Source organism: Salmonella sp. SAL00672 (genome assembly GCF_046552175.1).
Lineage (GTDB): Bacteria > Pseudomonadota > Gammaproteobacteria > Enterobacterales > Enterobacteriaceae > Salmonella > Salmonella enterica.
The window spans coordinates 155,473-178,179 of the sequence record NZ_JBGDUQ010000005.1 but is presented as its reverse complement, the minus strand read 5'-3'; the positions used below and the strand labels follow the sequence as shown (position 1 = coordinate 178,179).

Below are 22,707 nucleotides of genomic sequence, written 5' to 3'. Positions count from 1 at the left end.
CCGGTATAACTGCCGGTTCAGGAACAACAATGGCCTGGAGGCTACCTTGTTAAACTCATTTAAACTTTCGCTACAATACATTCTGCCGAAACTATGGCTCACTCGCCTGGCGGGCTGGGGCGCAAGCAAACGAGCAGGATGGCTGACAAAACTGGTTATCGATCTCTTCGTAAAGTATTACAAAGTCGATATGACCGAGGCGCAAAAACCCGATACCGCCAGCTATCGTACGTTCAATGATTTCTTTGTTCGTCCGCTGCGTGATGACGTGCGTCCGCTCAATACCGATCCTAACATCCTGGTGATGCCTGCTGACGGCGTGATAAGCCAGTTGGGTCGTATCGAAGAAGAGAAAATTTTGCAGGCCAAAGGCCATAATTACAGCCTTGAAGCGTTGCTGGCGGGTAACTACCTGATGGCGGATAAGTTCCGCAACGGCACGTTTGTGACCACTTACCTCTCCCCTCGCGACTACCATCGCGTGCACATGCCATGCAACGGCATCCTGCGTGAAATGATCTACGTACCGGGCGATCTGTTCTCCGTTAACCATCTGACCGCGCAAAACGTCCCCAACCTGTTTGCCCGCAACGAGCGCGTTATCTGTCTGTTTGATACCGAGTTCGGTCCTATGGCGCAGATTCTGGTCGGCGCAACAATTGTCGGCAGTATCGAAACCGTCTGGGCGGGGACCATTACCCCGCCGCGCGAAGGCATCATCAAGCGCTGGACCTGGCCAGAAGGCGAACATGAAGGGTCTGTCGCCTTGTTGAAAGGCCAGGAGATGGGACGCTTTAAACTGGGTTCCACGGTCATCAACTTATTTGCGCCGGGGAAAGTGAATCTGATCGCGTCGCTGGCAAACCTGTCCGTTACCAAAATTGGCCAACCGCTGGCTACGTCGACCGAAACATTCGTCGCGCCGGAGGTGGAACCTGCTCCGCTGCCGGCAGAAGAAATTAAAGCTGAACACGACGCCAGCCCGCTGGTTGACAATAAAAAAGACGACACCTAATCAAGAGAGAATGCTGACGTGCGCCTGATTATCGCTTTTCTGATGGCCTGGTGCCTCAGCACGGGGGCGTTCGCCGCAACGGCCCCCGACGCCAAACAAATCACGCAGGAACTGGAGCAGGCAAAAGCGGCGAAGCCCGCTCAGCCGGAAGCCGTTGAGGCGCTCCAGACTGCGTTAAACGCGCTTGAAGAGCGAAAAGGCTCGCTTGAGCGCGCGAAACAATATCAACACGTTATTGATAATTTCCCTAAGCTATCCGCCACCTTGCGCGCCCAGTTGAATAATCTGCGCGATGAACCTCGCAGCGTACCGCCAGAGATGTCCACCGAAGCGTTAAATCAGGAGATCTTGCAGGTTAGCAGCCAGCTACTGGATAAAACCCGCGAGGCGCAACAGGAGCAGGAGCGCGTCAGGGAGATCGCCGACTCGCTCAGCCAGCTTCCCCAACAGCAAAACGACGCCCGCCGCCAGCTTAATGAGATTGAGCGACGGCTCGGCGCCGCAGGCGGAAGTGCCGCGCTTAGCCAGGCGCAAAGTCTCAATATGCAGGCGGAGTCCGCCAAACTAAAAGCGTTAGTCGACGAACTGGAGTTGGCGCAACTGTCCGCCAACAACCGACAGGAACTGGCTCGTCTGCGTTCCGAGCTGGCGGAAAAACAGAGTCAGCAATTGGATGCGTATCTTCAGGCGCTGCGCAATCAGCTCAACAGCCTGCGCCAACGTGAAGCGGAACGCGCGCTGGAAAGTACTGAGCTGCTGGCGGAAAACAGCGCCGGTTTGCCGGAAGGCATCGTCGAACAATTTAAAGTCAACCGCGAGCTGTCACAGGCGCTCAATCAACAAGCGCAGCGGATGGATCTGGTCGCCTCGCAGCAGCGACAGGCCACCAGCCAAACGTTACAGGTGCGCCAGGCGCTCAATACGCTGCGGGAGCAGTCGCAATGGCTTGGCGTGTCCAACATGCTTGGCGAAGCGCTGCGCGCGCAGGTCGCCCGTCTGCCAGAGATGCCTAAGCCGCAGCAGCTTGATACGGAAATGGCGCAGCTACGCGTTCACCGAATGCGCTATGAAGAGTTACTCAATAAGCAGCCGCAGCTACGGCAAATACGTCAGGCCAATGGACAGCCGCTGACCGCCGAGCAAAACCAGATTCTTGACGCCCAGCTTCGCACTCAGCGCGAGCTGCTCAACTCGTTGTTACAGGGCGGCGATACGCTGATCCTGGAGCTGACCAAACTGAAAGTCTCCAACAGCCAACTGGAGGATGCGCTTAAAGAGGTTAATGAAGCGACCCACCGTTATCTGTTCTGGACCGCTGACGTTAGCCCGCTATCGCTCTCCTGGCCTGTTGATTTGGTTCAGGATTTACGCCGGCTTATCTCATTAGATACGTTTAATCAGTTAGGTAAAGCCAGCATCATGATGCTGACCAGCAAAGAGACGCTACTGCCGTTATTCGGCGCGCTGGCGCTGGTCGGGTTTAGCCTCTATTCACGTCAACACTTCAACCGGTTCCTTGAGCGCTCGGCCTCGCGCGTCGGGAAAGTCACCCAGGATCACTTCTCGCTGACGCTGCGAACGGTGTTCTGGTCAATTCTGGTCGCCTCGCCGCTGCCCGTCTTATGGGCGACGCTCGGCTATGGTCTACAGGAAGCCTGGCCGTATCCGCTGGCCGTCGCCATCGGCGATGGCGTGACGGCGACAGTACCGCTGTTGTGGGTAGTCATGATTTGCGCCGCTTTTGCCCGCCCTAATGGCCTGTTTGTGGCGCATTTCGGCTGGCCGCGAAACCGGGTAGCGAAAGCGATGCGCTACTACCTGATGAGTATTGGGCTGATCGTGCCGCTCATTATGGCAGTGATCATGTTTGATAATCTTAACGATCGGGAGTTTTCCGGCTCGTTGGGCCGACTTTGCTTCATCCTGATATGCGGCGCGCTTGCGCTGGTCACGCTGAGTCTGAAAAAAGCGGGCATCCCGCTCTATCTTGATAAAGAAGGCAACGGCGACAACATGGTCAACAGCCTGCTGTGGAATATGTTGATGGGCGCGCCGCTTATCGCGATTCTGGCGGCGGCGGTGGGTTATCTGGCCACGGCGCAGGCGCTACTGGCGAGACTGGAAACCTCGGTCGCCATCTGGTTCCTGTTGCTGGTCATTTATCACGTCATTCGCCGCTGGATGCTGATCCAACGACGCCGACTGGCTTTTGACCGCGCCAAACATCGTCGGGCGGAAATGCTGGCGCAGCGCGCGCGCGGCGAAGAAGAACCGGCGCACTCCTCCAGCCTGGAAGGCGCGGTCGACATCGATGAAAGTGAAATCGATCTTGACGCTATTAGCGCTCAGTCGCTGCGTCTGGTCCGCTCAATTCTGATGCTTATCGCCCTGCTATCGGTAATTGTACTGTGGTCGGAAATCCACTCGGCATTCGGCTTCCTGGAGAATATTTCGCTGTGGGATGTCACCTCTACGGTGCAAGGCGTGGAAAGCCTGGAGCCGATTACCCTCGGGGCGGTGCTCATTGCGATTCTGGTCTTTATCATCACCACGCAGTTGGTGCGTAATCTGCCTGCGCTGCTGGAACTGGCGTTATTACAGCATCTCGATTTAACGCCTGGTACCGGTTACGCCATCACGACCATCACCAAATATCTGTTAATGCTGATTGGCGGGCTGGTCGGTTTCTCGATGATCGGCATTGAGTGGTCGAAGCTACAATGGCTGGTGGCCGCGCTCGGCGTTGGGCTTGGTTTTGGCCTGCAAGAAATTTTCGCTAACTTTATCTCCGGCCTGATTATTTTGTTTGAAAAGCCGATTCGTATCGGCGATACGGTGACCATTCGCGATCTCACCGGCAGCGTGACCAAAATCAATACCCGCGCCACCACCATCAGCGACTGGGATCGTAAAGAGATTATCGTGCCGAATAAAGCCTTTATCACCGAACAGTTTATCAACTGGTCGCTGTCTGACTCCGTTACGCGCGTGGTGTTAACCATCCCGGCGCCAGCGGATGCCAATAGCGAAGAGGTGACGCAAATTCTGCTGACGGCGGCGCAGCGCTGTTCTTTGGTGCTGGACAACCCGCCGCCTGAAATCTTTCTGGTGGATCTCCAGCAGGGTATTCAAATTTTCGAACTGCGTATCTATGCCGCGGAAATGGGACACCGTATGCCATTACGCCATGAGATCCACCAATTGATTCTGGCGGGCTTCCGCGAGCACGGTATTGATATGCCGTTCCCGCCGTTCCAGATGCGTCTGGAGAGCCTCGGCGGTAAACAAACGGGGAGAACGTTAACGTCAGCGGGTAAAACCAGCCGCCCGGCGGGCAGTTTGTAAACGCAATGGCGCCGGATGACGCTAAAAGACTCGATGACATAGGCTTATCAGGTCTTTTAGCATAGATCACACACAAAACTGATAGCGCAGGAAGAATTGCCAGGACCAGTAAGCAAATATCACCAACGCGACACAGTACAAAAACCAACTACGTATTTTCTTATACACAGTAACGTAAAAAAACGGGAAAAACAGGGGCAGCGTCATCATCGCGCCAAAACCTCTGGAATCATCATTTTCGACAGTTCTCATCACATCACAAATGTTGTTTATCCCACTCTCGCCAATCATCCACTCTTTATCCAGGACTGAAAATACAGCGATGAGTGGGATAGCCAGTAAAATCCAGATAGCGCACAATGCAAACATTTTCGGACTCATTATAAATATCCTTTTCATAAAGCCGATGAGCTAACGCTATCCGGACAAAGATTACTCCGCCGCCCACTCCGGATCGGCGCTCATGCGGCTGCTGTAATTCTGATAAATCGCCATCGCCAGCAGCGAGAAGAAGATCGGGCCGCCGATCATCCACAAGGCGCTGTCCCAGTCCCCAGCTTCAATCACTGGCTGGATGATGGTAAAGACGTTGGCAAACGTCACCACCAGCACCACAACACCCGTCGCGACCAGGGTAGAGGCTTTGGTTTTAAAGAGAACAAATGGCCGCTCCAGATCCTGACGCGCTTTAAAGAAGGGAAATGCCAGCGCAAGGAACAGGTATGGCAAGGTCATTGAGACGTTCGCCATCAGAGTGAGTTTGTTATAAAACGCCGATGCGGTGTCACCGCCAAAAGAGACCAGCAAAATAAACAGACTCACCAGCACGCACTGTAGCCACATAGCGGTCGCCGGCATACCGTTAGCGTTCAGTGTCGTCATCGGCGCGGGCCACAACGCTTTTGGCGTCCCCTGAATAATGGCTTTCAGCGGTGAATAGCTCAACGTAAAAAACGCGCCGGTATAAGCCAGAAACATAGAAAGGCCGGTGATACGCGCAAACCAGACGCCCACCGTCATCGCAGCTTCCGGAGAAAGGTTTAACGCGTTACCTAATGTCGTGCCTAAACTCGACATCAGAATGTAGGTGATATTCCCTAAGTTAACGGCGCTATTACTTAATATCTGTTGCCAGTTAGTACTGACGCCCCATAAAAAGATCGCCAAAGAATAACCAATTGAAATCACAATGGCCGCGAAAACAATACCTTTCGCAAAATTCTTTTCCGGTTTCTCGGTTTTATCCACCAGTCCGCCGACAGCCTCAATACCGCCGTAAGCAAAAATAGCAAATACCACAAATGACAACATTGCCAGGCCGGAGTGATAACCCGGATTCGGTGACGAGGTAAAATTAATCTCTTGTGCAAAATGCCCACCATTTAATAACAAAATAGCGACACTCACTAACAATAAAACTAAATTAAGACACATTACGGCAATACCCCCGACCGCCGTAATTCGCGCAATTTTATTGATCCCTCTGGCGGCGACACACGTCACCAGAATCATCCAGCCGACGGCGAGCAGCCCGACAACCTGCGTAGGCTCAAGCCCTGCAATACGCCAGTGCTGCGTCATATCGGCGCCAAAAACAAAAGTAGAAAACGGTACCCAAATTTTTGCCGCCGTACTTACCATCCATATGACATACGATGAAAACCACATAAACGTGCCAATAAACGCGTAACGTGGCCCCACGCTATTATTCATCCACGAATAGATCCCGCCCTCTTCTTTGCGATAAGCGGAACCCATTTCAGCCATCATTAAGGCGAATGGAATAAAAAACAGCAAGGCAGAAAATATATACCATGGGATTGCGCTATACCCCATTAAATAAAACGCCGACGGGCTATTCGCAAAACCAAAAACAGAAGTAAAAATCATCAGGATAAGCCCAATAAGGCTCATCTTTTTTATCGTGTGGGTCATTCAACCATCCCTTACGCTCGAGCGCGTTTGCCAGACGCCGCTCACCGATTGACGCCGCCTTCTTTTTTACGAAGGTCAGCGATAAAAAAATCAACACAGGATTGATACCTAAATGGCATCAAAGTTCCAGCCTTATGTTGTGGAAAACAGAGGATAATTGAAAAAATATGCTACAAAATGGCGCTTATTGCGCCATTTTATCTCGCGAAAGAGTGAATTTCAGATTTACGCCCGATCGACCGTAAAAGCAATCACGTCCGCCAGGCTTTCTGCTCCCAGCGCCAGCATCACCAGACGATCAACACCCAGCGCCACGCCGGAACAATCCGGTAGACCGGCGGCCAGCGCATCCAGTAGATTTTGGTCAATCGGCTGCTGCGGCAGACCGCGCGCGGCGCGCTTACGATTGTCCTGTTCAAAGCGCTGTTGTTGCTCACGTGCGTCCGTCAGTTCGTGGAAACCATTCGCCAGCTCAATACCTTTGTAGTACACCTCAAAGCGCTCGGCGACGCGATGATCCTCGGTACTGATTTGTGCCAGCGATGCCTGACTTGCCGGAAAGTGATAAATAAAGGTCGGCTTTTCTTTACCTATATGCGGCTCAACCCCCATCGTGAACAACAGTTGCAGCAACGTATCACGGTCTTCTTCCGTATCGGCGATATTGCTTAAATCAAGCTTTGCCGCCGCCTCACGCAGTTGCGTTTTATCTGCTGATAACGGGTCAATCTCCAGATGGCGCTGAAACGCCTGTTGATAGGAGAGACTTTCCGCAGGTTGACAATCCAGCACTTGCTGAAGCAAATCATCCACTTCATTCATCAGGCGGTACATATCGTAATGCGGGCGATACCACTCCAGCATGGTGAATTCCGGATTATGATGTCGTCCCATCTCTTCATTACGGAAACTGCGGCATAGCTGGAAAACCGGACCGCACCCTGCCGCCAGCAGGCGTTTCATATGGTATTCCGGACTGGTCATTAAATAGAGGTTGATCCCCTGGGAATGGCCAGGTCCGACGAAACGCGTTTCGAACGGGAACAGATGAATGTCTGTGACCGTCGCCTGACTCATGCAGGGCGTCTCAACCTCAAGCACTCCACGATCGGCAAAGAAACGACGGATTTCCGCCATAATCGCCGCACGTTTTAATAAATTGGGGATGGACGCGCTCGGCTGCCAGGTTGCCGTTTCGCTCATGATTCTTTCTCCAGTTTAAGACAAGGTCACGAAGTCTACTCGCAACGCGCGGGCGAAACAAATTTTGCGCAGGCGTATCGGGCGCCTTCTGGAGGGTAAAAAAAGTGATTTCAGATGGTTTAGTAATTAAATTAATCAAAATCAATGATAATTCATCCCTCTGATACGCTAAAAAAATCGAACACGTCAAATTTCCCTCACATCCCTGAGACTATACTGTTGTACCCATAAAGGAGCAGTGGAAACGCATTCATACTTCGCAGAACCCAGAGGCTTTATCTGGCTGCGCGAGGGTGAAATTACAATAATCTGGAGGAATGTCGTGCAAACCTTTCAAGCCGATCTTGCCATTATAGGCGCCGGTGGCGCGGGATTACGTGCTGCAATTGCTGCCGCACAGGCGAATCCCAATGCTAAAATCGCACTGATCTCAAAAGTGTACCCGATGCGCAGCCACACCGTCGCTGCCGAAGGGGGTTCAGCCGCTGTCGCCCAGGATCATGACAGCTTTGACTACCATTTTCACGATACGGTAGCAGGCGGAGACTGGCTGTGTGAGCAGGATGTCGTGGATTACTTTGTCCACCATTGTCCCACTGAGATGACGCAGCTGGAGCAATGGGGCTGCCCGTGGAGCCGCCGTCCGGACGGTAGCGTTAACGTGCGTCGCTTCGGTGGTATGAAAATCGAGCGTACCTGGTTCGCCGCGGATAAAACCGGCTTCCATATGCTGCATACTCTGTTCCAGACTTCCCTGCAGTTCCCACAAATCCAGCGCTTTGACGAACATTTTGTGCTGGATATTCTGGTTGATGACAACCATGCGCGCGGCCTGGTGGCAATGAACATGATGGAAGGCACGCTGGTGCAAATCCGCGCCAACGCCGTGGTCATGGCGACAGGCGGCGCAGGCCGCGTATACCGCTATAACACCAACGGCGGCATCGTCACCGGCGACGGGATGGGCATGGCGCTGAGCCACGGCGTTCCGTTGCGTGATATGGAATTCGTTCAGTATCACCCGACCGGCCTGCCAGGTTCCGGTATCCTGATGACTGAAGGTTGCCGCGGCGAAGGCGGTATTCTGGTCAATAAAAATGGCTACCGTTATCTGCAAGACTACGGCATGGGCCCCGAAACGCCGCTGGGCGAGCCGAAAAACAAATATATGGAACTGGGGCCGCGCGACAAAGTATCCCAGGCTTTCTGGCACGAATGGCGTAAAGGCAACACCATCTCCACGCCGCGCGGCGATGTGGTTCACCTCGACCTACGTCATCTCGGCGAGAAGAAACTGCATGAACGTCTGCCGTTCATTTGCGAACTGGCGAAAGCCTATGTCGGCGTCGATCCGGTTAAAGAACCGATTCCAGTACGTCCGACCGCACACTACACCATGGGCGGCATTGAAACCGACCAGAACTGTGAAAGCCGTGTCAAAGGGCTGTTTGCCGTTGGCGAATGCTCCTCTGTTGGCCTGCATGGCGCGAACCGCCTCGGTTCCAACTCACTGGCGGAACTGGTGGTGTTTGGTCGTCTGGCTGGCGAACAAGCAATGGAACGCGCTGCTACGGCAGGCGCCGCAAATAGCGCCGCGCTCGACGCCCAGGTTGCCGATATTGAACAACGTCTGAAAAATCTGGTGAACCAGGAAGGCAACGAAAACTGGTCGAAGATCCGCGATGAGATGGGTCTGTCTATGGAAGAAGGTTGCGGTATTTACCGTACCCCGGAACTGATGCAGAAAACCGTTGATAAACTGGCCGAGCTTCAGGAACGTTTCAAACGCGTACGTATCTCCGATACTTCCAGCGTGTTCAACACTGACCTGCTGTATACCATTGAACTGGGTCATGGTCTGAACGTGGCGGAATGTATGGCGCACTCTGCGCTGGCGCGTAAAGAGTCCCGCGGCGCGCATCAGCGTCTGGATGAAGGCTGTACCGAGCGCGACGATGTGAACTTCCTCAAGCACACCCTCGCCTTCCGCGATGCTGATGGCACGACCCGTCTGGAATACAGCGACGTGAAAATCACCACCCTGCCGCCAGCCAAACGTGTTTACGGCGGTGAAGCGGAAGCAGCCGATAAGAAGGAGAAGGCGAATGGCTGAGATGAAAAACCTGAAAGTTGAGGTGGTGCGCTATAACCCGGAAACCGATACCGCGCCGCACAGTGCTTTCTATGAAGTTCCTTATGATGAAACAACATCGCTACTGGACGCGTTGGGCTACATCAAAGATAACCTGTCGCCAGACCTGAGCTACCGCTGGTCCTGCCGTATGGCGATCTGCGGCTCCTGCGGCATGATGGTCAACAACGTCCCTAAACTGGCGTGTAAAACCTTCCTGCGCGATTACACCAACGGTATGAAGGTGGAAGCGCTGGCGAACTTCCCGATTGAGCGCGATCTGGTTGTCGATATGACGCACTTTATCGAAAGCCTGGAAGCGATTAAACCGTACATTATTGGCAACTCTCGCACGCCAGATCAGGGGCCGAATGTCCAGACCCCGGCGCAAATGGCGAAGTATCACCAGTTCTCCGGTTGCATCAACTGTGGTCTGTGCTACGCCGCGTGCCCGCAGTTCGGTCTGAATCCTGAGTTTATCGGACCGGCTGCGATTACGCTGGCGCATCGCTATAACGAAGATAGCCGCGATCACGGTAAGAAGGAGCGTATGGCGCAGTTGAACAGTCCGAACGGCGTATGGACCTGTACTTTCGTGGGCTACTGCTCCGAAGTCTGTCCAAAACATGTCGATCCGGCTGCGGCCATTCAGCAGGGTAAAGTGGAAAGCTCGAAAGACTTTCTTATCGCTACCCTGAAACCACGCTAAGGAGTGCAACATGACGACTAAACGCAAACCCTATGTGCGGCCGATGACGTCCACCTGGTGGAAAAAACTGCCGTTTTATCGCTTTTATATGCTGCGCGAAGGCACAGCGGTGCCGGCAGTCTGGTTCAGTATTGAACTGATTTTCGGTCTGTTTGCGCTCAAACACGGCGCGGAATCCTGGATGGGATTCGTCGGCTTTTTACAAAACCCGGTGGTAGTGATCTTAAACCTGATCACCCTGGCGGCCGCGCTGCTGCACACCAAAACCTGGTTTGAACTGGCGCCGAAGGCGGCCAATATCATTGTAAAAGACGAAAAAATGGGGCCAGAGCCAATCATCAAAGGGCTTTGGGTGGTCACTGCGGTAGTCACCGTAGTCATTCTGTATGTTGCCCTGTTCTGGTAAGGAGTCCCGGATGATTAATCCAAACCCAAAACGTTCTGATGAACCCGTATTCTGGGGACTGTTTGGCGCAGGCGGTATGTGGGGCGCGATCATCGCGCCGGTGATCGTGCTACTGGTTGGCATCATGCTGCCGCTGGGGCTATTTCCGGGCGATGCCCTGAGTTTTGAGCGCGTACTGACGTTCGCCCAAAGCTTTATTGGTCGCGTTTTTCTGTTCCTGATGATCGTGCTGCCGCTATGGTGTGGCCTACACCGTATGCACCACGCGATGCATGACCTGAAAATCCACGTGCCTGCGGGCAAATGGGTCTTCTACGGTCTGGCGGCAATCCTGACCGTTGTGACGGCGATTGGCGTTATCACTCTCTAAGTTGCCACGACGCCCTCTTATCTACCCGATAAGAGGGCATTTTTTCTTTTCCTGCCTCTCATTTTCCCGCCAGGTTCTACACTTAGAAAAAACACTGGAAGGAAAAACGCTATGCGCTTGCTGCCCGTCGTTGCTGCGGTTACTGCGGCATTTTTGGTTGTCGCCTGTAGTTCGCCTACCCCGCCTAAAGGCGTTACCGTGGTAAATAACTTTGATGCCAAACGTTACCTCGGCACCTGGTATGAGATCGCACGCCTCGATCATCGATTTGAACGTGGACTGGAACAAGTCACGGCCACCTATAGTCTGCGTGACGATGGCGGGATTAATGTCATCAATAAAGGCTATAACCCGGATCGGGAAATGTGGCAAAAAACAGAAGGCAAAGCGTATTTTACCGGTAGTCCAAACCGCGCCGCGCTCAAGGTCTCTTTTTTCGGCCCGTTCTACGGCGGCTATAACGTGATTGCGCTTGACCGGGAATACCGTCATGCGCTGGTGTGCGGCCCGGATCGCGACTATCTGTGGATACTCTCTCGCACGCCAACGCTTTCTGAGGAAATAAAACAGCAAATGCTGGCCGTCGCGACCCGGGAGGGGTTTGACGTCAATAAATTAATTTGGGTAAAACAATCAGGTTCGTAGCAATGTCAGCGACGAATTAATGCGCACTGAGTTTTAGCCCAATGATACCCGCGACGATCAAGCCAAGACTGAGCAAACGCGCCGGTGAGGCAGACTCGCCCAGCAGAAGGATACCGGTGATTGCCGCCCCAACGGCGCCGATGCCGGTCCAGATGGCGTACGCCGTTCCAACGGGCAGCGTTTTCATTGCCCAGGAAAGTAACGCCATACTGATAACCATGGCCGTAATGGTGATGATACTGGGGGTCAGACGAGAAAAACCGTGGGTATACTTCAGGCCGACAGCCCATACCACTTCAAGTAAACCAGCGATTAATAGAATGATCCAGGACATAGCAGGCTCCAGATAATTAATGGGGCCGTCCCCGGTGAGAATAGCGTTTACAGGTCGTCCTGTAACGTATACGGATGAAGAGCCATTCTTGCCTGAGAGAAAATGAATTTCAACCTTTTTATTTTTTTCCGTCTAAAGGCGGGAATTGGCCCTTTTAAGCCGCGTAGTTTTCGCATTTAGCGCCCACAGGAGTTCTCTATGATGGAACGCCTTCTGGGAAAGAAAGTGCTTTATCTACTTCCGGGTGCAAAAAACTATGTTGAAAATTTTAGTGATAGACCGATGCCACTTTACCCGTACGGGCATGGAGGCCTGGCTTAATCACACTGATGTGCTCAGTTCTTCACTGCTGGTATCCGGGATGAATAACCTTATACTGGCGAAAGAACATATTCTGCAATGGAAGCCCCACCTGGTTATCGCTGATTTATATGGTTTTCTCAACGATGCCTTACCCGAACAGCCTATCAATGCATTTTTTGCCGCCTGCAGGATGACGCCGTTGGTATTATTACAGTCAGGGAATATGCCGTACAGACCGCAATATGCCAGTCATGCGGTGTTATCTAAACACACGCCTTTACATGAGCTTGCACAACGAATTAAAGGAGCGCTACATACTCATCCACTGCAGGAAGCGCCGGAAAGCGCCACGCCATTGCTCTCTCCGCAGGAGGAAAAAGTGCTCGCGATGTGGACGGAAGGCACCAGCAATAAAGAGATTGCGTATGCGCTTGGCATTCACGGGAAAACGGTTTACACCTATAAACGTAATATCCGTATGAAACTTCATATGGATAACCGGTATTCTCCCTTTCTTATGCTTCCGGAGAAAATCGATTAACGGTACGACGCCATGCCGTACCGTTGATGATTACTGCTGAGCTCTGGTTGCAGCGCCAGAGATCGCACTACCACCGTCCGAGATGTCCTCGCCCACGCCGCGCGTGGTATTACAAGCAGTTAATACAGTGGAAAGTACCAAAACAGAAAAGATCGCTGCAATTGTCTTTTTAACCATAATGTCTTCCTTTTCTAGCCAATGTTGTTTGTGTATAGCAACTTAATAATAGACAACATCCCAGAAAATGACGGGCGATCGACTAATTTTAGGAAGACGAGAAGCGATTAGCTGGCTGCGCGGGAGATGGCGTGGCCAAGATGCTGAATATCTTCGCCGAAGCCGCGGGCGGTATTACATGCCGTTAATAATGTGCTGGTAAGAAGAACCAGCGCGACAAGGCTGATAAAGCGTTTCATCATTGAGGCGCGAAAAAAAGGATGGCGCAGCATACGCTGCACCATTTTTCCCGATAACGTAAATTATTTTACGCGGGATACGTATTCGCCGGAACGGGTATCGACTTTGATCACTTCGCCAATCTGCACGAACAGCGGAACTTTAACCACTGCGCCAGTAGACAGCGTGGCTGGTTTGCCGCCAGTACCTGCGGTATCGCCCTTCAGACCTGGGTCGGTATCAACAATTTCCAGTTCAACAAAGTTCGGCGGAGTGACAGAGATAGGCTGACCGTTCCACAGGGTTACGATGCATTCCGCCTGATCCAACAGCCATTTTGCGTTGTCGCCGATAGCCTTGGCATCTGCAGACAGCTGCTCGAAGGTTTCGTTGTTCATGAAATGCCAGAACTCACCGTCGTTGTACAGGTAAGTCAGGTTCATATCGACTACATCCGCGCCTTCAGCGGAATCGGTCGATTTGAAGGTTTTCTCAACGCGCGTGCCGGTCAGCAGACGGCGCAGCTTAACGCGGGCAAACGCCTGGCCTTTACCCGGTTTCACGAATTCACTGGATTCAACCGCATAAGGTTCGCCATCCAACATGATTTTAAGACCGGAACGAAAATCGTTGCTATAGTAAGTCGCCATAAGGCCCTCTGAAATTGTTAACTGGTAGCTAAGCCACAAAATGGCGCATATTGTAACCCTAAATACCCCATTGCGAGAAGATTGGTTAGCGCAACTTGCCGATGTTGTGACCAATCCCGACGAACTGCTGCATCTTTTACAGATTGAAGCTGATGAAAACCTCCGGGCAGGACAGGACGCCAGGCGCTTGTTTGCCCTCCGCGTGCCGCGCGCTTTTATTGCGCGCATGGAGAAGGGCAACCCTGACGATCCTCTTTTACGTCAAGTGCTGACGTCCCGGGATGAATTTATTGTCGCCCCCGGTTTCTCCACCGACCCGCTGGAAGAGCAACACAGCGTGGTGCCAGGATTATTGCATAAATACCAAAACCGGGCGCTATTGCTGGTAAAAGGCGGATGTGCGGTAAATTGCCGCTACTGTTTCCGTCGTCACTTCCCGTATGCAGAGAATCAAGGCAATAAGCGCAACTGGACAGTCGCGCTGGAGTATATCGCCGCACACCCGGAACTGGATGAGATCATCTTTTCCGGCGGCGATCCGCTGATGGCGAAAGATCATGAGCTGGACTGGCTGCTCACGCAACTGGAAGCCATTAAGCACGTCAAGCGGCTACGCATCCACAGTCGGTTGCCTATCGTCATCCCGGCACGCATTACTGACGAACTGGTCGCCCGCTTTGACCAGTCACGTCTGCAAATTTTGTTGGTGAACCATATCAACCACGCTAATGAAGTGGACGAGGCGTTCGGCCTGGCGATGAAGAAACTGCGCCACGTGGGCGTCACGCTTCTCAACCAGAGCGTCCTGCTGCGTGGCGTGAATGATAACGCGCGAACGCTGGCGAATCTGAGCAACGCGCTATTTGACGCCGGCGTGATGCCCTATTACCTGCATGTGCTGGATAAAGTGCAGGGCGCCGCGCATTTTATGGTCACCGATGACGAAGCCCGGCAAATCATGCGCGAACTGCTCACGCTGGTATCCGGCTATATGGTGCCAAGACTGGCGCGTGAAATCGGCGGCGAACCGAGCAAAACACCGCTGGATTTACAGCTTCGGCAGTGCTAATTCTCGCGGGCGCGTCAGGGACGACGAAAAATATTACCGCGCAATATCACGAGGAGATTCCCCCCGCGATTCTCCTCACCCTCTGGAGAGGATAAACTAACCTTCGTTAAATACACCTTTCCGATACTCTCTTTTCAATAAAGTCCGTTTTAGGACTCGCTTAGCGTGTACTGCATTTTCGAATTATACTGGTTCTCCTTTTTATAGGACGGCATAAACAATTTATATATCAAATACATTTCAGTAAAACATTTAATTATTTTATATTTGTGGAGAATTGACATGGCCTTAACGATTAAGGGACTAAATACCGGCGTTATTCGTCACAATGATAAGTTTATCGCGCTGGCGCTTAAGGTGAAGTCACTGAGAAATAAAGAAACACTGCTTTTCTTTCCTGTGCTCGCGCTGCGAGACTTGTTGATCGGCCTTGAACACCGGCTTTATTTACAACACTCGCTGCCGGAACAAGAGCAGGAAAAACGCCAGAAAGCCAAAAGCAGTCATGTGCTTAAAATGCATGAGAATATTCCGGCAATACTCCGTGAAGAGCTGGAAAACGCCGATGTTAATCAGCGTGTTGAATCTTTAGCGTTGAGCGATAATACAGAAAAAGTATTAACCTTTACGTTAAAGTTGCACAATGGTAGCCATCTTGATTTACAGGTCGGTGAGTGGCAGGTTGAAGTTCTGGTGATGGCTATTATTCACGCCATTAATAATGCCGAAATGCGTGAGCTCGCATTGCGTATTTCTTCAATGCTGGACTTTTTACCATTATACGATGCTGACTGCCTGGAAAACGGTAATATCGAATTCGATACCTATAACCAGCCTGACTGGAAACATAATCTGTATAACCATTATTTAGCGCTCGTTTATCGTTATACGGATGAGGCAGGACAATCGCATGATTGCGGCACCATCATTAAGACCCGTAGTCAGTCAGGCTCTAAAGAAGCTGAAGCAATATCACGCCGCTTGCTGAATTTCAGCCCGCGTCTTAAAAAGCTGGAAGGAAAACCGTGTAAGGTTTTTGTCAGAACGCTTGGAACCGGTAAAGCAGCGCGTCTGACGCAAGATCAATGCATGCGCGCGTTGCATAATCTACGCATGGCATCATCGCAGGAAAAACGCTAACCATATCGCCCTCTGAATCTTTCAGAGGGCGTTACGATTCAGACATATCAATTCGGACATTTATAAACCTGGCCGTTCATCTCGCTGGCCGTCGGGACAAAACTGGACAACATGCCCTGTGACGGACTACTTACGCCATACAGCACGTTTCCACCCATCGCGGCTGCCTGATTACGCAGATCGTTCGCTGCGCCACGCATTGAGCCACCCTCTTCGCCGTGCTGGCCTGAAAACCAGTTACTCTGTTTACCAGTTGCCGTACCAATAAGCTGGCATTCCGCGCCCGGCTTATCTTCGACAAAGCGTACATTTTGGCCGGCAGCGGTGAGTTCGTTGCTGGAGCTACAACCCGCCATCAGCAGCGCGGCGCCAACGATCCCTGCTAAATATTTCACGTGCATGTTATTCCCCATAATCAATGAGCTGGACGTTTTGTCCGTATCTGAATCTTATACTAAAAAGATGACTAAAAGAAAAACCCCCGGTCATTTCTGCCCGGGGGTTTCTCAATTCTGGGAGATAAGCACCCAAATCATTCTGGTTGCAGGAAGGCGGCCAGTTTGTTAATCCCCAGTCACTTACTTGAGTAAGTGACTGGGGTTAGCCAACGCATCTGCAGTCTGAAGAATGCAGGGGGGCAATTACATCATGCCGCCCATACCACCCATACCACCCATGCCGCCAGCAGCGCCTAAATCAGGAGCATCGCTTTTCGGCAGGTCGGTCACCATGCACTCGGTAGTGATCATCAGACCAGCCACAGAAGCCGCGTACTGCAGCGCAGAACGGGTAACTTTGGTTGGGTCCAGGATACCCATATCGATCATGTTGCCGTATTCTTCAGTTGCTGCGTTGTAACCGTAGTTACCGTCGCCGCCTTTAACGGTGTTAGCGACAACAGACGGCTCTTCGCCGCAGTTCAGCACGATCTGACGCAGCGGAGCTTCCATTGCGCGCAGCGCAACTTTGATACCCACGTTCTGGTCTTCGTTCTGGCCTTTCAGGTCAGCAATTTTAGAAGCAACGCGGATCAGCGCAACGCCACCACCAGCAACCACGCCTTCTTCTACCGCAGCACGGGTCGCGTGCAGGGCGTCTTCAACGCGTGCTTTTTTCTCTTTCATTTCAACTTCGGTCGCAGCGCCAACTTTGATTACCGCAACGCCGCCTGCCAGTTTCGCTACGCGCTCCTGCAGTTTTTCACGATCGTAGTCGGAGGTCGCTTCTTCAATCTGCTGACGGATCTGAGCAACACGGCCCTGGATGGCAGCTTCTTCACCCACGCCATCAATGATGGTGGTGGTGTCTTTGTTGATCACAACGCGTTTCGCCTGACCCAGGTCTTCCAGGGTTGCTTTTTCCAGCTCCATACCGATCTCTTCAGAGATTACGGTACCGCCGGTCAGGGTAGCGATATCCTGCAGCATCGCCTTACGACGATCGCCGAAGCCCGGTGCCTTAACCGCAGCCACTTTCACGATGCCACGCATGGTGTTAACAACCAGGGTAGCCAGCGCTTCGCCTTCAACATCTTCAGCGATGATCAGCAGCGGTTTGCCTGCTTTTGCAACGGCTTCCAGAACCGGCAGCATTTCACGGATGTTGGAGATTTTCTTATCAGCCAGCAGGATGAACGGGCTTTCCAGCTCTACTGCGCCAGTTTCCGGCTTGTTGATGAAGTAAGGAGACAGGTAGCCGCGGTCAAACTGCATACCTTCAACCACGTCCAGTTCGTCCTGCAGACCGGTACCGTCTTCAACGGTGATGACGCCTTCTTTACCGACTTTATCCATCGCTTCCGCGATCAGTTTACCTACGGTTTCGTCGGAGTTAGCGGAGATAGTACCTACCTGAGCAATCGCTTTAGAGTCGGAGCACGGTACGGACAGCGCCTTCAGCTCTTCAACCGCAGCAGCAACCGCTTTGTCGATACCACGTTTCAGGTCCATCGGGTTCATGCCCGCAGCAACGGCTTTCAGGCCTTCGGTAATGATGGACTGCGCCAGTACGGTCGCGGTGGTGGTGCCGTCGCCTGCAGCGTCGTTAGCTTTAGAGGCAACTTCTTTCACCATCTGCGCGCCCATGTTTTCAAACTTGTCTTCCAGTTCGATTTCACGCGCTACGGAAACACCATCTTTAGTGATAGTCGGCGCACCGAAAGATTTATCCAGAACCACGTTACGGCCTTTCGGACCGAGGGTTACTTTCACTGCATCTGCCAGTACGTTTACGCCGCGCAGCATTTTCACACGAGCGTCGTTACCGAATTTTACGTCTTTAGCTGCCATTTTCTCTTTCCCTTAAATTCGTATGTTCAGTGTCGTTCGCGGATTACGCTTCAACAATTGCCAGAATGTCGCTTTCAGACATGATCAACACTTCTTCATTGTCGATCTTTTCAGATTTCACACCGTAGCCATCGTTAAAAATAACGATGTCGCCAACTTTCACGTCCAGCGGCTGTACAGTACCGTTGTCCAGGATGCGACCCTTACCGACAGCGATGATTTCGCCACGAGTTGATTTACCCGCTGCGGAACCGGTCAGTACGATGCCGCCAGCAGATTTGGACTCAACTTCTTTACGTTTGACGATCACACGATCATGTAACGGACGAATACTCATTGATAGCTCTCCTTTGAGAAAGTCATTATCAGTTATGGGTGACGCCGGCCCGTAAACGGTTTCCCGGCTGGTGACCAGAGAGATGGGGATGGGGTTTTGCCCCTTCAAGGGGGGAGATGAAAAAAAATTCTTCTGAGCGAAAAAAGCGGTAAAAACGCTACTTATCTCACGTTTACCCAAGGTTTAGAACATCCTGCTATAAGAAAAGGCGTGTGTGATACGCTTAAAAATGCCTGTCGTCACCTGACGTTACAATGCCGCCGGATAATGAGCTGATGAATGAACTAAAAAAAGAGCTTGGGTTGGTTCAGGGCGTTATCTTGTTAACCACATCATTATTAGGGACTGGCGTTTTTGCGCTTCCGGAGCTGGCTGCGCTGGCGGCAGGCGACATCAGCCTTTGGGCATGGCCGCTGCTCATTATTTTGATTTTCCCTATTGCGATTGTCTTTGCTGTGCTGGGGCGCCATTTTCCACACGCTGGCGGCGTAGCGCATTTTGTCGGGATGGCATTTGGCCCGCGTCTGCAACGGGTGATCAGTTGGCTGTTTTTATCAGTCATTCCTGTTAGTTTTCCCGCAGCCTTGCATATTGCGGTGGGTTTCGGCCAGGCGCTGTTTGGCTGGCAAAGCGAACAGCTCTTATTTGGGGAGCTGGGTACTCTAGGTTTGCTATGGTTTATGGGATCGCGCGGCGCCAGCTCCAGCGCCAACCTGCAAGCCATTATCGCTGGATTAATTATCGCGCTTATTGCCGCCATTCTGTGGAAAGGCGCGATTAAACCTGCGGATATCACCTTCCCAGCCGCAAACGAAATCACCTTTTCCCGGCTGTGTACCGCCCTGGCGATCATGTTCTGGGGATTTGTGGGAATTGAGGCGTTTACGCATTTGTCGTCTGAATTTAAAAATCCTGAACGTGATTTTCCGCGCGCATTGATCATTGGCCTGATGCTGGCCGGCTCCATTTATTGGACCTGTACCGCCGTGGTGCTGCATTTTGGCGTCTATAGCGACAAGATAGCGGCAACAGCATCGCTACCGCTTATTATTGTTCATCTCTTCGGTATCCAGGCGTTGTGGATAGCCTGCATTATTGGTTATCTCACCTGCTTTGCCAGCCTGAATGTGTATGCTCAGAGTTTTGCGCGTCTGATATGGACGCAAATGCAATATCAGCCTGATCACTATCTGGCTCAACTCTCTCCCGGGCGCCTTCCCTTGCACGCGTTAAACGTTATTCTGGCCTGTTGTTGCGTGAGTTCCCTGGTCGTCTACGCCCTGAAGATTAACCTCAATGCGCTGATCGTCTATGCTAACGGTATTTTTATTATGCTCTATCTGCTTTGTATGCTGGCGGGCTGTCGACTATTGAAAGGGCGCTGCTATGCACTGGCGGTGACGGGTTGTCTACTGTGCCTGTTATTGCTGGTAATGCTGGGGTGGAAAAGCTTATATGCCATTATCATGCTGGCAGCATTATGGCTGTTTTTACCGAAGCGAAAACGCATGGCGTAAGACGTATCTGTTGGCCGGATAACGCCTCACGCGACTTATCCGGCCAGCATCTCTACCTTTAATCCCGACGATCGTCTTTATGTTCAATACGATCGCGATCGTCATCTTTACGCTGATACTCGCCGTCAAATGTTTCGCCACCGCCAGTACCCGCGCTAAACCCGCCGCCCGGCATCCGGGAAAAACGTAAATGCGGCAGCAACTTCAGCGTCAAATGTTTTTGCACTGGCGGTAACAAAAGGAGAAGGCCGAGAAAATCGGTGAAAAATCCCGGCAACAGGAGCAGTAAGCCAGCGATGATCAGCGATACACTCTTAATCATTTCTGCCGCCGGGCTCTCACCGGCCGCCATTTTTTGTTGCATCAGCAAAAAGTTTTTAAAACCCTGGTTACGTACCAGCGACATACCGATAACAGACGTAAAAATCACCAGGATTAACGTCATCAGGACGCCAAGCACATGGGCGACCTGGATAAAGATAGAAATCTCAATGTAAACATAGAGAAAGACAGCTAAAAAGGGTATCCAGCGCAAAGGACTCTCCTGTAAGTCATGGCCGTCTGCGACGACCATTTGAATGGGGTTGCGATTCGCATCGATTCGATATGGTGGTGCGTAGCAAAATTTCAAGTGGTTTGTACACCTATTTTAGGTAGTAATACTAAAGCGGTGACCTATTTCACAAAATAATAAATAAGGGGTAAATTCCCACACTTTAAGTGATCCAGATTACGGTAGGAATTCTGAACCAGCATATGATCTCGTTTATCAGGCCGATGGAGGGGATAATCGTCGGTCAGAAAACATTCGAAATCACATATATCCTGTGTGTTTTAAAGTAAAAATCATTGGCAGCTTGAAAAAGAAGGTTCACATGTCAAACAACATTCGTATCGAAGAAGATCTGTTGGGTACCAGGGAAGTTCCAGCTGAAGCCTACTATGGTGTTCACACTCTGAGAGCGATTGAAAACTTCTACATTAGCAATAACAAAATCAGCGACATCCCTGAATTTGTGCGTGGCATGGTTATGGTAAAAAAAGCGGCGGCGCTGGCCAACAAAGAGCTGCAAACCATTCCTAAGAGTGTGGCGAACGCCATCATTGCCGCATGTGATGAAGTCCTTAACAACGGTAAGTGCATGGACCAGTTCCCGGTAGATGTCTATCAGGGCGGCGCGGGCACTTCCGTCAACATGAATACCAACGAAGTGCTGGCCAACATCGGGCTGGAACTGATGGGTCATCAGAAAGGTGAATATCAGTACCTGAACCCGAACGACCACGTGAATAAATGTCAATCCACTAACGATGCCTATCCGACAGGCTTCCGTGTAGCGGTTTACGCCTCTATCGTCAAACTGATCGATGCCATCAACCAGTTGCGTGAAGGTTTCGAACGTAAAGCGGTTGAATTCCAGGACATCCTGAAAATGGGTCGTACCCAGTTGCAGGACGCCGTACCGATGACGCTTGGTCAAGAATTCCGTGCGTTCAGCATCCTGCTGAAAGAAGAAGTGAAAAGCATCGAGCGTACTGCTGAGCTGCTGCTGGAAGTCAACCTTGGCGCAACGGCAATCGGTACTGGTCTGAACACGCCGAAAGAATACTCTCCGCTGGCGGTGAAAAAACTGGCTGAAGTCACTGGTTTCGCCTGTGTTCCGGCTGAAGATCTGATTGAGGCGACATCTGACTGTGGCGCATATGTTATGGTTCACAGCGCGCTGAAACGTCTGGCAGTGAAGATGTCCAAAATCTGTAACGACCTGCGCTTGCTCTCTTCTGGTCCTCGTGCCGGCCTGAACGAGATCAACCTGCCGGAACTGCAGGCGGGCTCTTCCATCATGCCAGCCAAAGTGAACCCGGTAGTACCGGAAGTCGTAAACCAGGTATGCTTTAAAGTCATCGGTAACGACACCACCGTTACGATGGCGGCGGAAGCCGGTCAGTTGCAGTTGAACGTTATGGAGCCGGTTATCGGTCAGGCGATGTTCGAATCCATCCACATTCTGAGCAACGCGTGCTACAACCTGCTGGAAAAATGCGTTAACGGCATTACCGCGAATAAAGAAGTGTGCGAAGGGTACGTTTATAACTCCATCGGTATCGTCACTTACCTCAACCCGTTCATCGGCCACCACAACGGCGACATCGTCGGTAAAATCTGTGCTGAAACCGGTAAGAGCGTACGTGAAGTTGTGCTGGAGCGCGGCCTGTTAACGGAAGCCGAGCTGGACGATATTTTCTCCGTACAGAACTTGATGCACCCGGCTTATAAAGCTAAACGTTATACTGATGAAAGCGAACAGTAATCGTACAGGGTAGTACCAAAGAGGCACGTCACGATGACGTGCCTTTTTTCTTACAAGAAGT

At 51.8% G+C, this 22,707-nt stretch carries 23 protein-coding genes; 12 read left to right on the top strand and 11 right to left on the bottom strand.

Going from position 1 to position 22,707, the window contains the following annotated elements:
* The first annotated feature begins 46 nt into the window (after positions 1–46).
* Together asd and mscM are read left to right on the top strand one after the other, a co-directional pair.
* The gene (gene asd / locus ACLJTG_RS14920) at positions 47–1,015 is read left to right on the top strand and encodes an archaetidylserine decarboxylase (protein ID WP_079951348.1); all 969 of its coding nucleotides are present in this window, start codon (positions 47–49) and stop codon (positions 1,013–1,015) included.
* Between the two features lie 18 nt (positions 1,016–1,033).
* A complete protein-coding gene (mscM, locus tag ACLJTG_RS14915; protein ID WP_001236749.1) occupies positions 1,034–4,360 on the top strand; it encodes a miniconductance mechanosensitive channel MscM in 3,327 nt (1,108 codons plus the stop codon).
* 66 nt (positions 4,361–4,426) lie between these two features.
* Here mscM and ACLJTG_RS14910 read toward each other — a convergent pair whose 3' ends face one another.
* The 3 genes from ACLJTG_RS14910 to epmA all read right to left on the bottom strand — a co-directional run bounded on the left by ACLJTG_RS14910 (position 4,427) and on the right by epmA (position 7,498).
* Entirely contained in the window at positions 4,427–4,741 is a 315-nt protein-coding gene (locus ACLJTG_RS14910) for a YjeO family protein (protein ID WP_000074655.1), read from the bottom strand.
* A 51-nt stretch (positions 4,742–4,792) separates the two neighbouring features.
* Positions 4,793–6,295: a glutamate/gamma-aminobutyrate family transporter YjeM gene (yjeM, locus tag ACLJTG_RS14905; RefSeq protein WP_000149876.1), complete on the bottom strand. Its 1,503-nt coding sequence runs from the start codon at positions 6,293–6,295 to the stop codon at positions 4,793–4,795.
* A gap of 225 nt (positions 6,296–6,520) precedes the next feature.
* A complete protein-coding gene (gene epmA / locus ACLJTG_RS14900) occupies positions 6,521–7,498 on the bottom strand; it encodes an elongation factor P--(R)-beta-lysine ligase (RefSeq protein WP_000004794.1) in 978 nt (325 codons plus the stop codon).
* A gap of 322 nt (positions 7,499–7,820) precedes the next feature.
* Between epmA and frdA the strand changes: the two genes are divergently transcribed.
* The 5 genes from frdA (at position 7,821) to ACLJTG_RS14875 (ending at position 11,759) form a co-directional block, all read left to right on the top strand.
* The gene (frdA, locus tag ACLJTG_RS14895) at positions 7,821–9,611 is read left to right on the top strand and encodes a fumarate reductase (quinol) flavoprotein subunit (RefSeq protein ID WP_001192954.1); all 1,791 of its coding nucleotides are present in this window, start codon (positions 7,821–7,823) and stop codon (positions 9,609–9,611) included.
* Positions 9,604–10,338: a fumarate reductase iron-sulfur protein gene (gene frdB / locus ACLJTG_RS14890; protein ID WP_000829509.1), complete on the top strand. Its 735-nt coding sequence runs from the start codon at positions 9,604–9,606 to the stop codon at positions 10,336–10,338. The genes frdA and frdB overlap by 8 nt, the downstream gene beginning before the upstream one ends.
* A gap of 10 nt (positions 10,339–10,348) precedes the next feature.
* The gene (gene frdC / locus ACLJTG_RS14885; RefSeq protein ID WP_000208749.1) at positions 10,349–10,744 is read left to right on the top strand and encodes a fumarate reductase subunit FrdC; all 396 of its coding nucleotides are present in this window, start codon (positions 10,349–10,351) and stop codon (positions 10,742–10,744) included.
* Positions 10,745–10,754: 10 nt separating this feature from the next.
* A complete protein-coding gene (frdD, locus tag ACLJTG_RS14880; RefSeq protein ID WP_000609650.1) occupies positions 10,755–11,114 on the top strand; it encodes a fumarate reductase subunit FrdD in 360 nt (119 codons plus the stop codon).
* Positions 11,115–11,225: 111 nt separating this feature from the next.
* Complete coding sequence (locus ACLJTG_RS14875; protein ID WP_001238396.1) at positions 11,226–11,759, top strand: lipocalin family protein; 534 nt, start codon at positions 11,226–11,228, stop codon at positions 11,757–11,759.
* A gap of 16 nt (positions 11,760–11,775) precedes the next feature.
* Here ACLJTG_RS14875 and sugE read toward each other — a convergent pair whose 3' ends face one another.
* A complete protein-coding gene (sugE, locus tag ACLJTG_RS14870) occupies positions 11,776–12,093 on the bottom strand; it encodes a quaternary ammonium compound efflux SMR transporter SugE (protein ID WP_000118469.1) in 318 nt (105 codons plus the stop codon).
* A 256-nt stretch (positions 12,094–12,349) separates the two neighbouring features.
* Between sugE and ACLJTG_RS14865 the strand changes: the two genes are divergently transcribed.
* Positions 12,350–12,937, top strand: a complete 588-nt coding sequence (locus tag ACLJTG_RS14865; protein WP_000912957.1) for a helix-turn-helix transcriptional regulator — start codon at positions 12,350–12,352, stop codon at positions 12,935–12,937.
* A gap of 30 nt (positions 12,938–12,967) precedes the next feature.
* Here the strand turns inward: ACLJTG_RS14865 and ecnB are convergent, their stop codons facing one another.
* The 3 genes from ecnB to efp form a co-directional block, all read right to left on the bottom strand.
* Positions 12,968–13,114, bottom strand: coding sequence for a lipoprotein toxin entericidin B (gene ecnB / locus ACLJTG_RS14860; RefSeq protein WP_000239598.1), 147 nt, complete (start codon positions 13,112–13,114; stop codon positions 12,968–12,970).
* Between the two features lie 107 nt (positions 13,115–13,221).
* The gene (locus ACLJTG_RS14855) at positions 13,222–13,356 is read right to left on the bottom strand and encodes an entericidin A/B family lipoprotein (protein WP_001595192.1); all 135 of its coding nucleotides are present in this window, start codon (positions 13,354–13,356) and stop codon (positions 13,222–13,224) included.
* 60 nt (positions 13,357–13,416) lie between these two features.
* The gene (gene efp, locus ACLJTG_RS14850) at positions 13,417–13,983 is read right to left on the bottom strand and encodes an elongation factor P (protein ID WP_000257282.1); all 567 of its coding nucleotides are present in this window, start codon (positions 13,981–13,983) and stop codon (positions 13,417–13,419) included.
* A gap of 40 nt (positions 13,984–14,023) precedes the next feature.
* Between efp and epmB the strand changes: the two genes are divergently transcribed.
* Both epmB and ACLJTG_RS14840 read left to right on the top strand, forming a co-directional pair.
* Complete coding sequence (epmB, locus tag ACLJTG_RS14845; protein WP_000940484.1) at positions 14,024–15,052, top strand: EF-P beta-lysylation protein EpmB; 1,029 nt, start codon at positions 14,024–14,026, stop codon at positions 15,050–15,052.
* A gap of 282 nt (positions 15,053–15,334) precedes the next feature.
* Positions 15,335–16,192 carry a YjeJ family protein gene (locus ACLJTG_RS14840; protein WP_001229227.1) on the top strand — a complete coding sequence of 286 codons (858 nt, stop codon included), beginning with the start codon at positions 15,335–15,337 and terminating at the stop codon, positions 16,190–16,192.
* Positions 16,193–16,239: 47 nt separating this feature from the next.
* Here the strand turns inward: ACLJTG_RS14840 and ACLJTG_RS14835 are convergent, their stop codons facing one another.
* The 3 genes from ACLJTG_RS14835 to ACLJTG_RS14825 all read right to left on the bottom strand — a co-directional run bounded on the left by ACLJTG_RS14835 (position 16,240) and on the right by ACLJTG_RS14825 (position 18,817).
* A complete protein-coding gene (locus ACLJTG_RS14835) occupies positions 16,240–16,593 on the bottom strand; it encodes a DUF4156 domain-containing protein (protein ID WP_000558210.1) in 354 nt (117 codons plus the stop codon).
* A gap of 240 nt (positions 16,594–16,833) precedes the next feature.
* Positions 16,834–18,480, bottom strand: coding sequence for a chaperonin GroEL (gene groL / locus ACLJTG_RS14830; protein WP_000729126.1), 1,647 nt, complete (start codon positions 18,478–18,480; stop codon positions 16,834–16,836).
* A 43-nt stretch (positions 18,481–18,523) separates the two neighbouring features.
* Positions 18,524–18,817: a co-chaperone GroES gene (locus tag ACLJTG_RS14825; protein ID WP_000027827.1), complete on the bottom strand. Its 294-nt coding sequence runs from the start codon at positions 18,815–18,817 to the stop codon at positions 18,524–18,526.
* A gap of 275 nt (positions 18,818–19,092) precedes the next feature.
* Between ACLJTG_RS14825 and yjeH the strand changes: the two genes are divergently transcribed.
* Positions 19,093–20,334, top strand: coding sequence for an L-methionine/branched-chain amino acid transporter (gene yjeH, locus ACLJTG_RS14820; RefSeq protein ID WP_001670701.1), 1,242 nt, complete (start codon positions 19,093–19,095; stop codon positions 20,332–20,334).
* 58 nt (positions 20,335–20,392) lie between these two features.
* On the opposite strand, the gene ACLJTG_RS14815 is transcribed toward yjeH, so the two are convergent.
* On the bottom strand, positions 20,393–20,869 hold the full coding sequence (locus tag ACLJTG_RS14815; RefSeq protein ID WP_001267291.1) for an FxsA family protein: 477 nt from the start codon (positions 20,867–20,869) through the stop codon (positions 20,393–20,395).
* A 340-nt stretch (positions 20,870–21,209) separates the two neighbouring features.
* Here ACLJTG_RS14815 and aspA point away from each other — a divergent pair, with 340 nt between their 5' ends.
* Positions 21,210–22,646 (top strand): aspartate ammonia-lyase, encoded by a 1,437-nt coding sequence (aspA, locus tag ACLJTG_RS14810; protein ID WP_000069440.1) that lies wholly within the window; start codon positions 21,210–21,212, stop codon positions 22,644–22,646.
* Positions 22,647–22,707 lie beyond the last annotated feature (61 nt).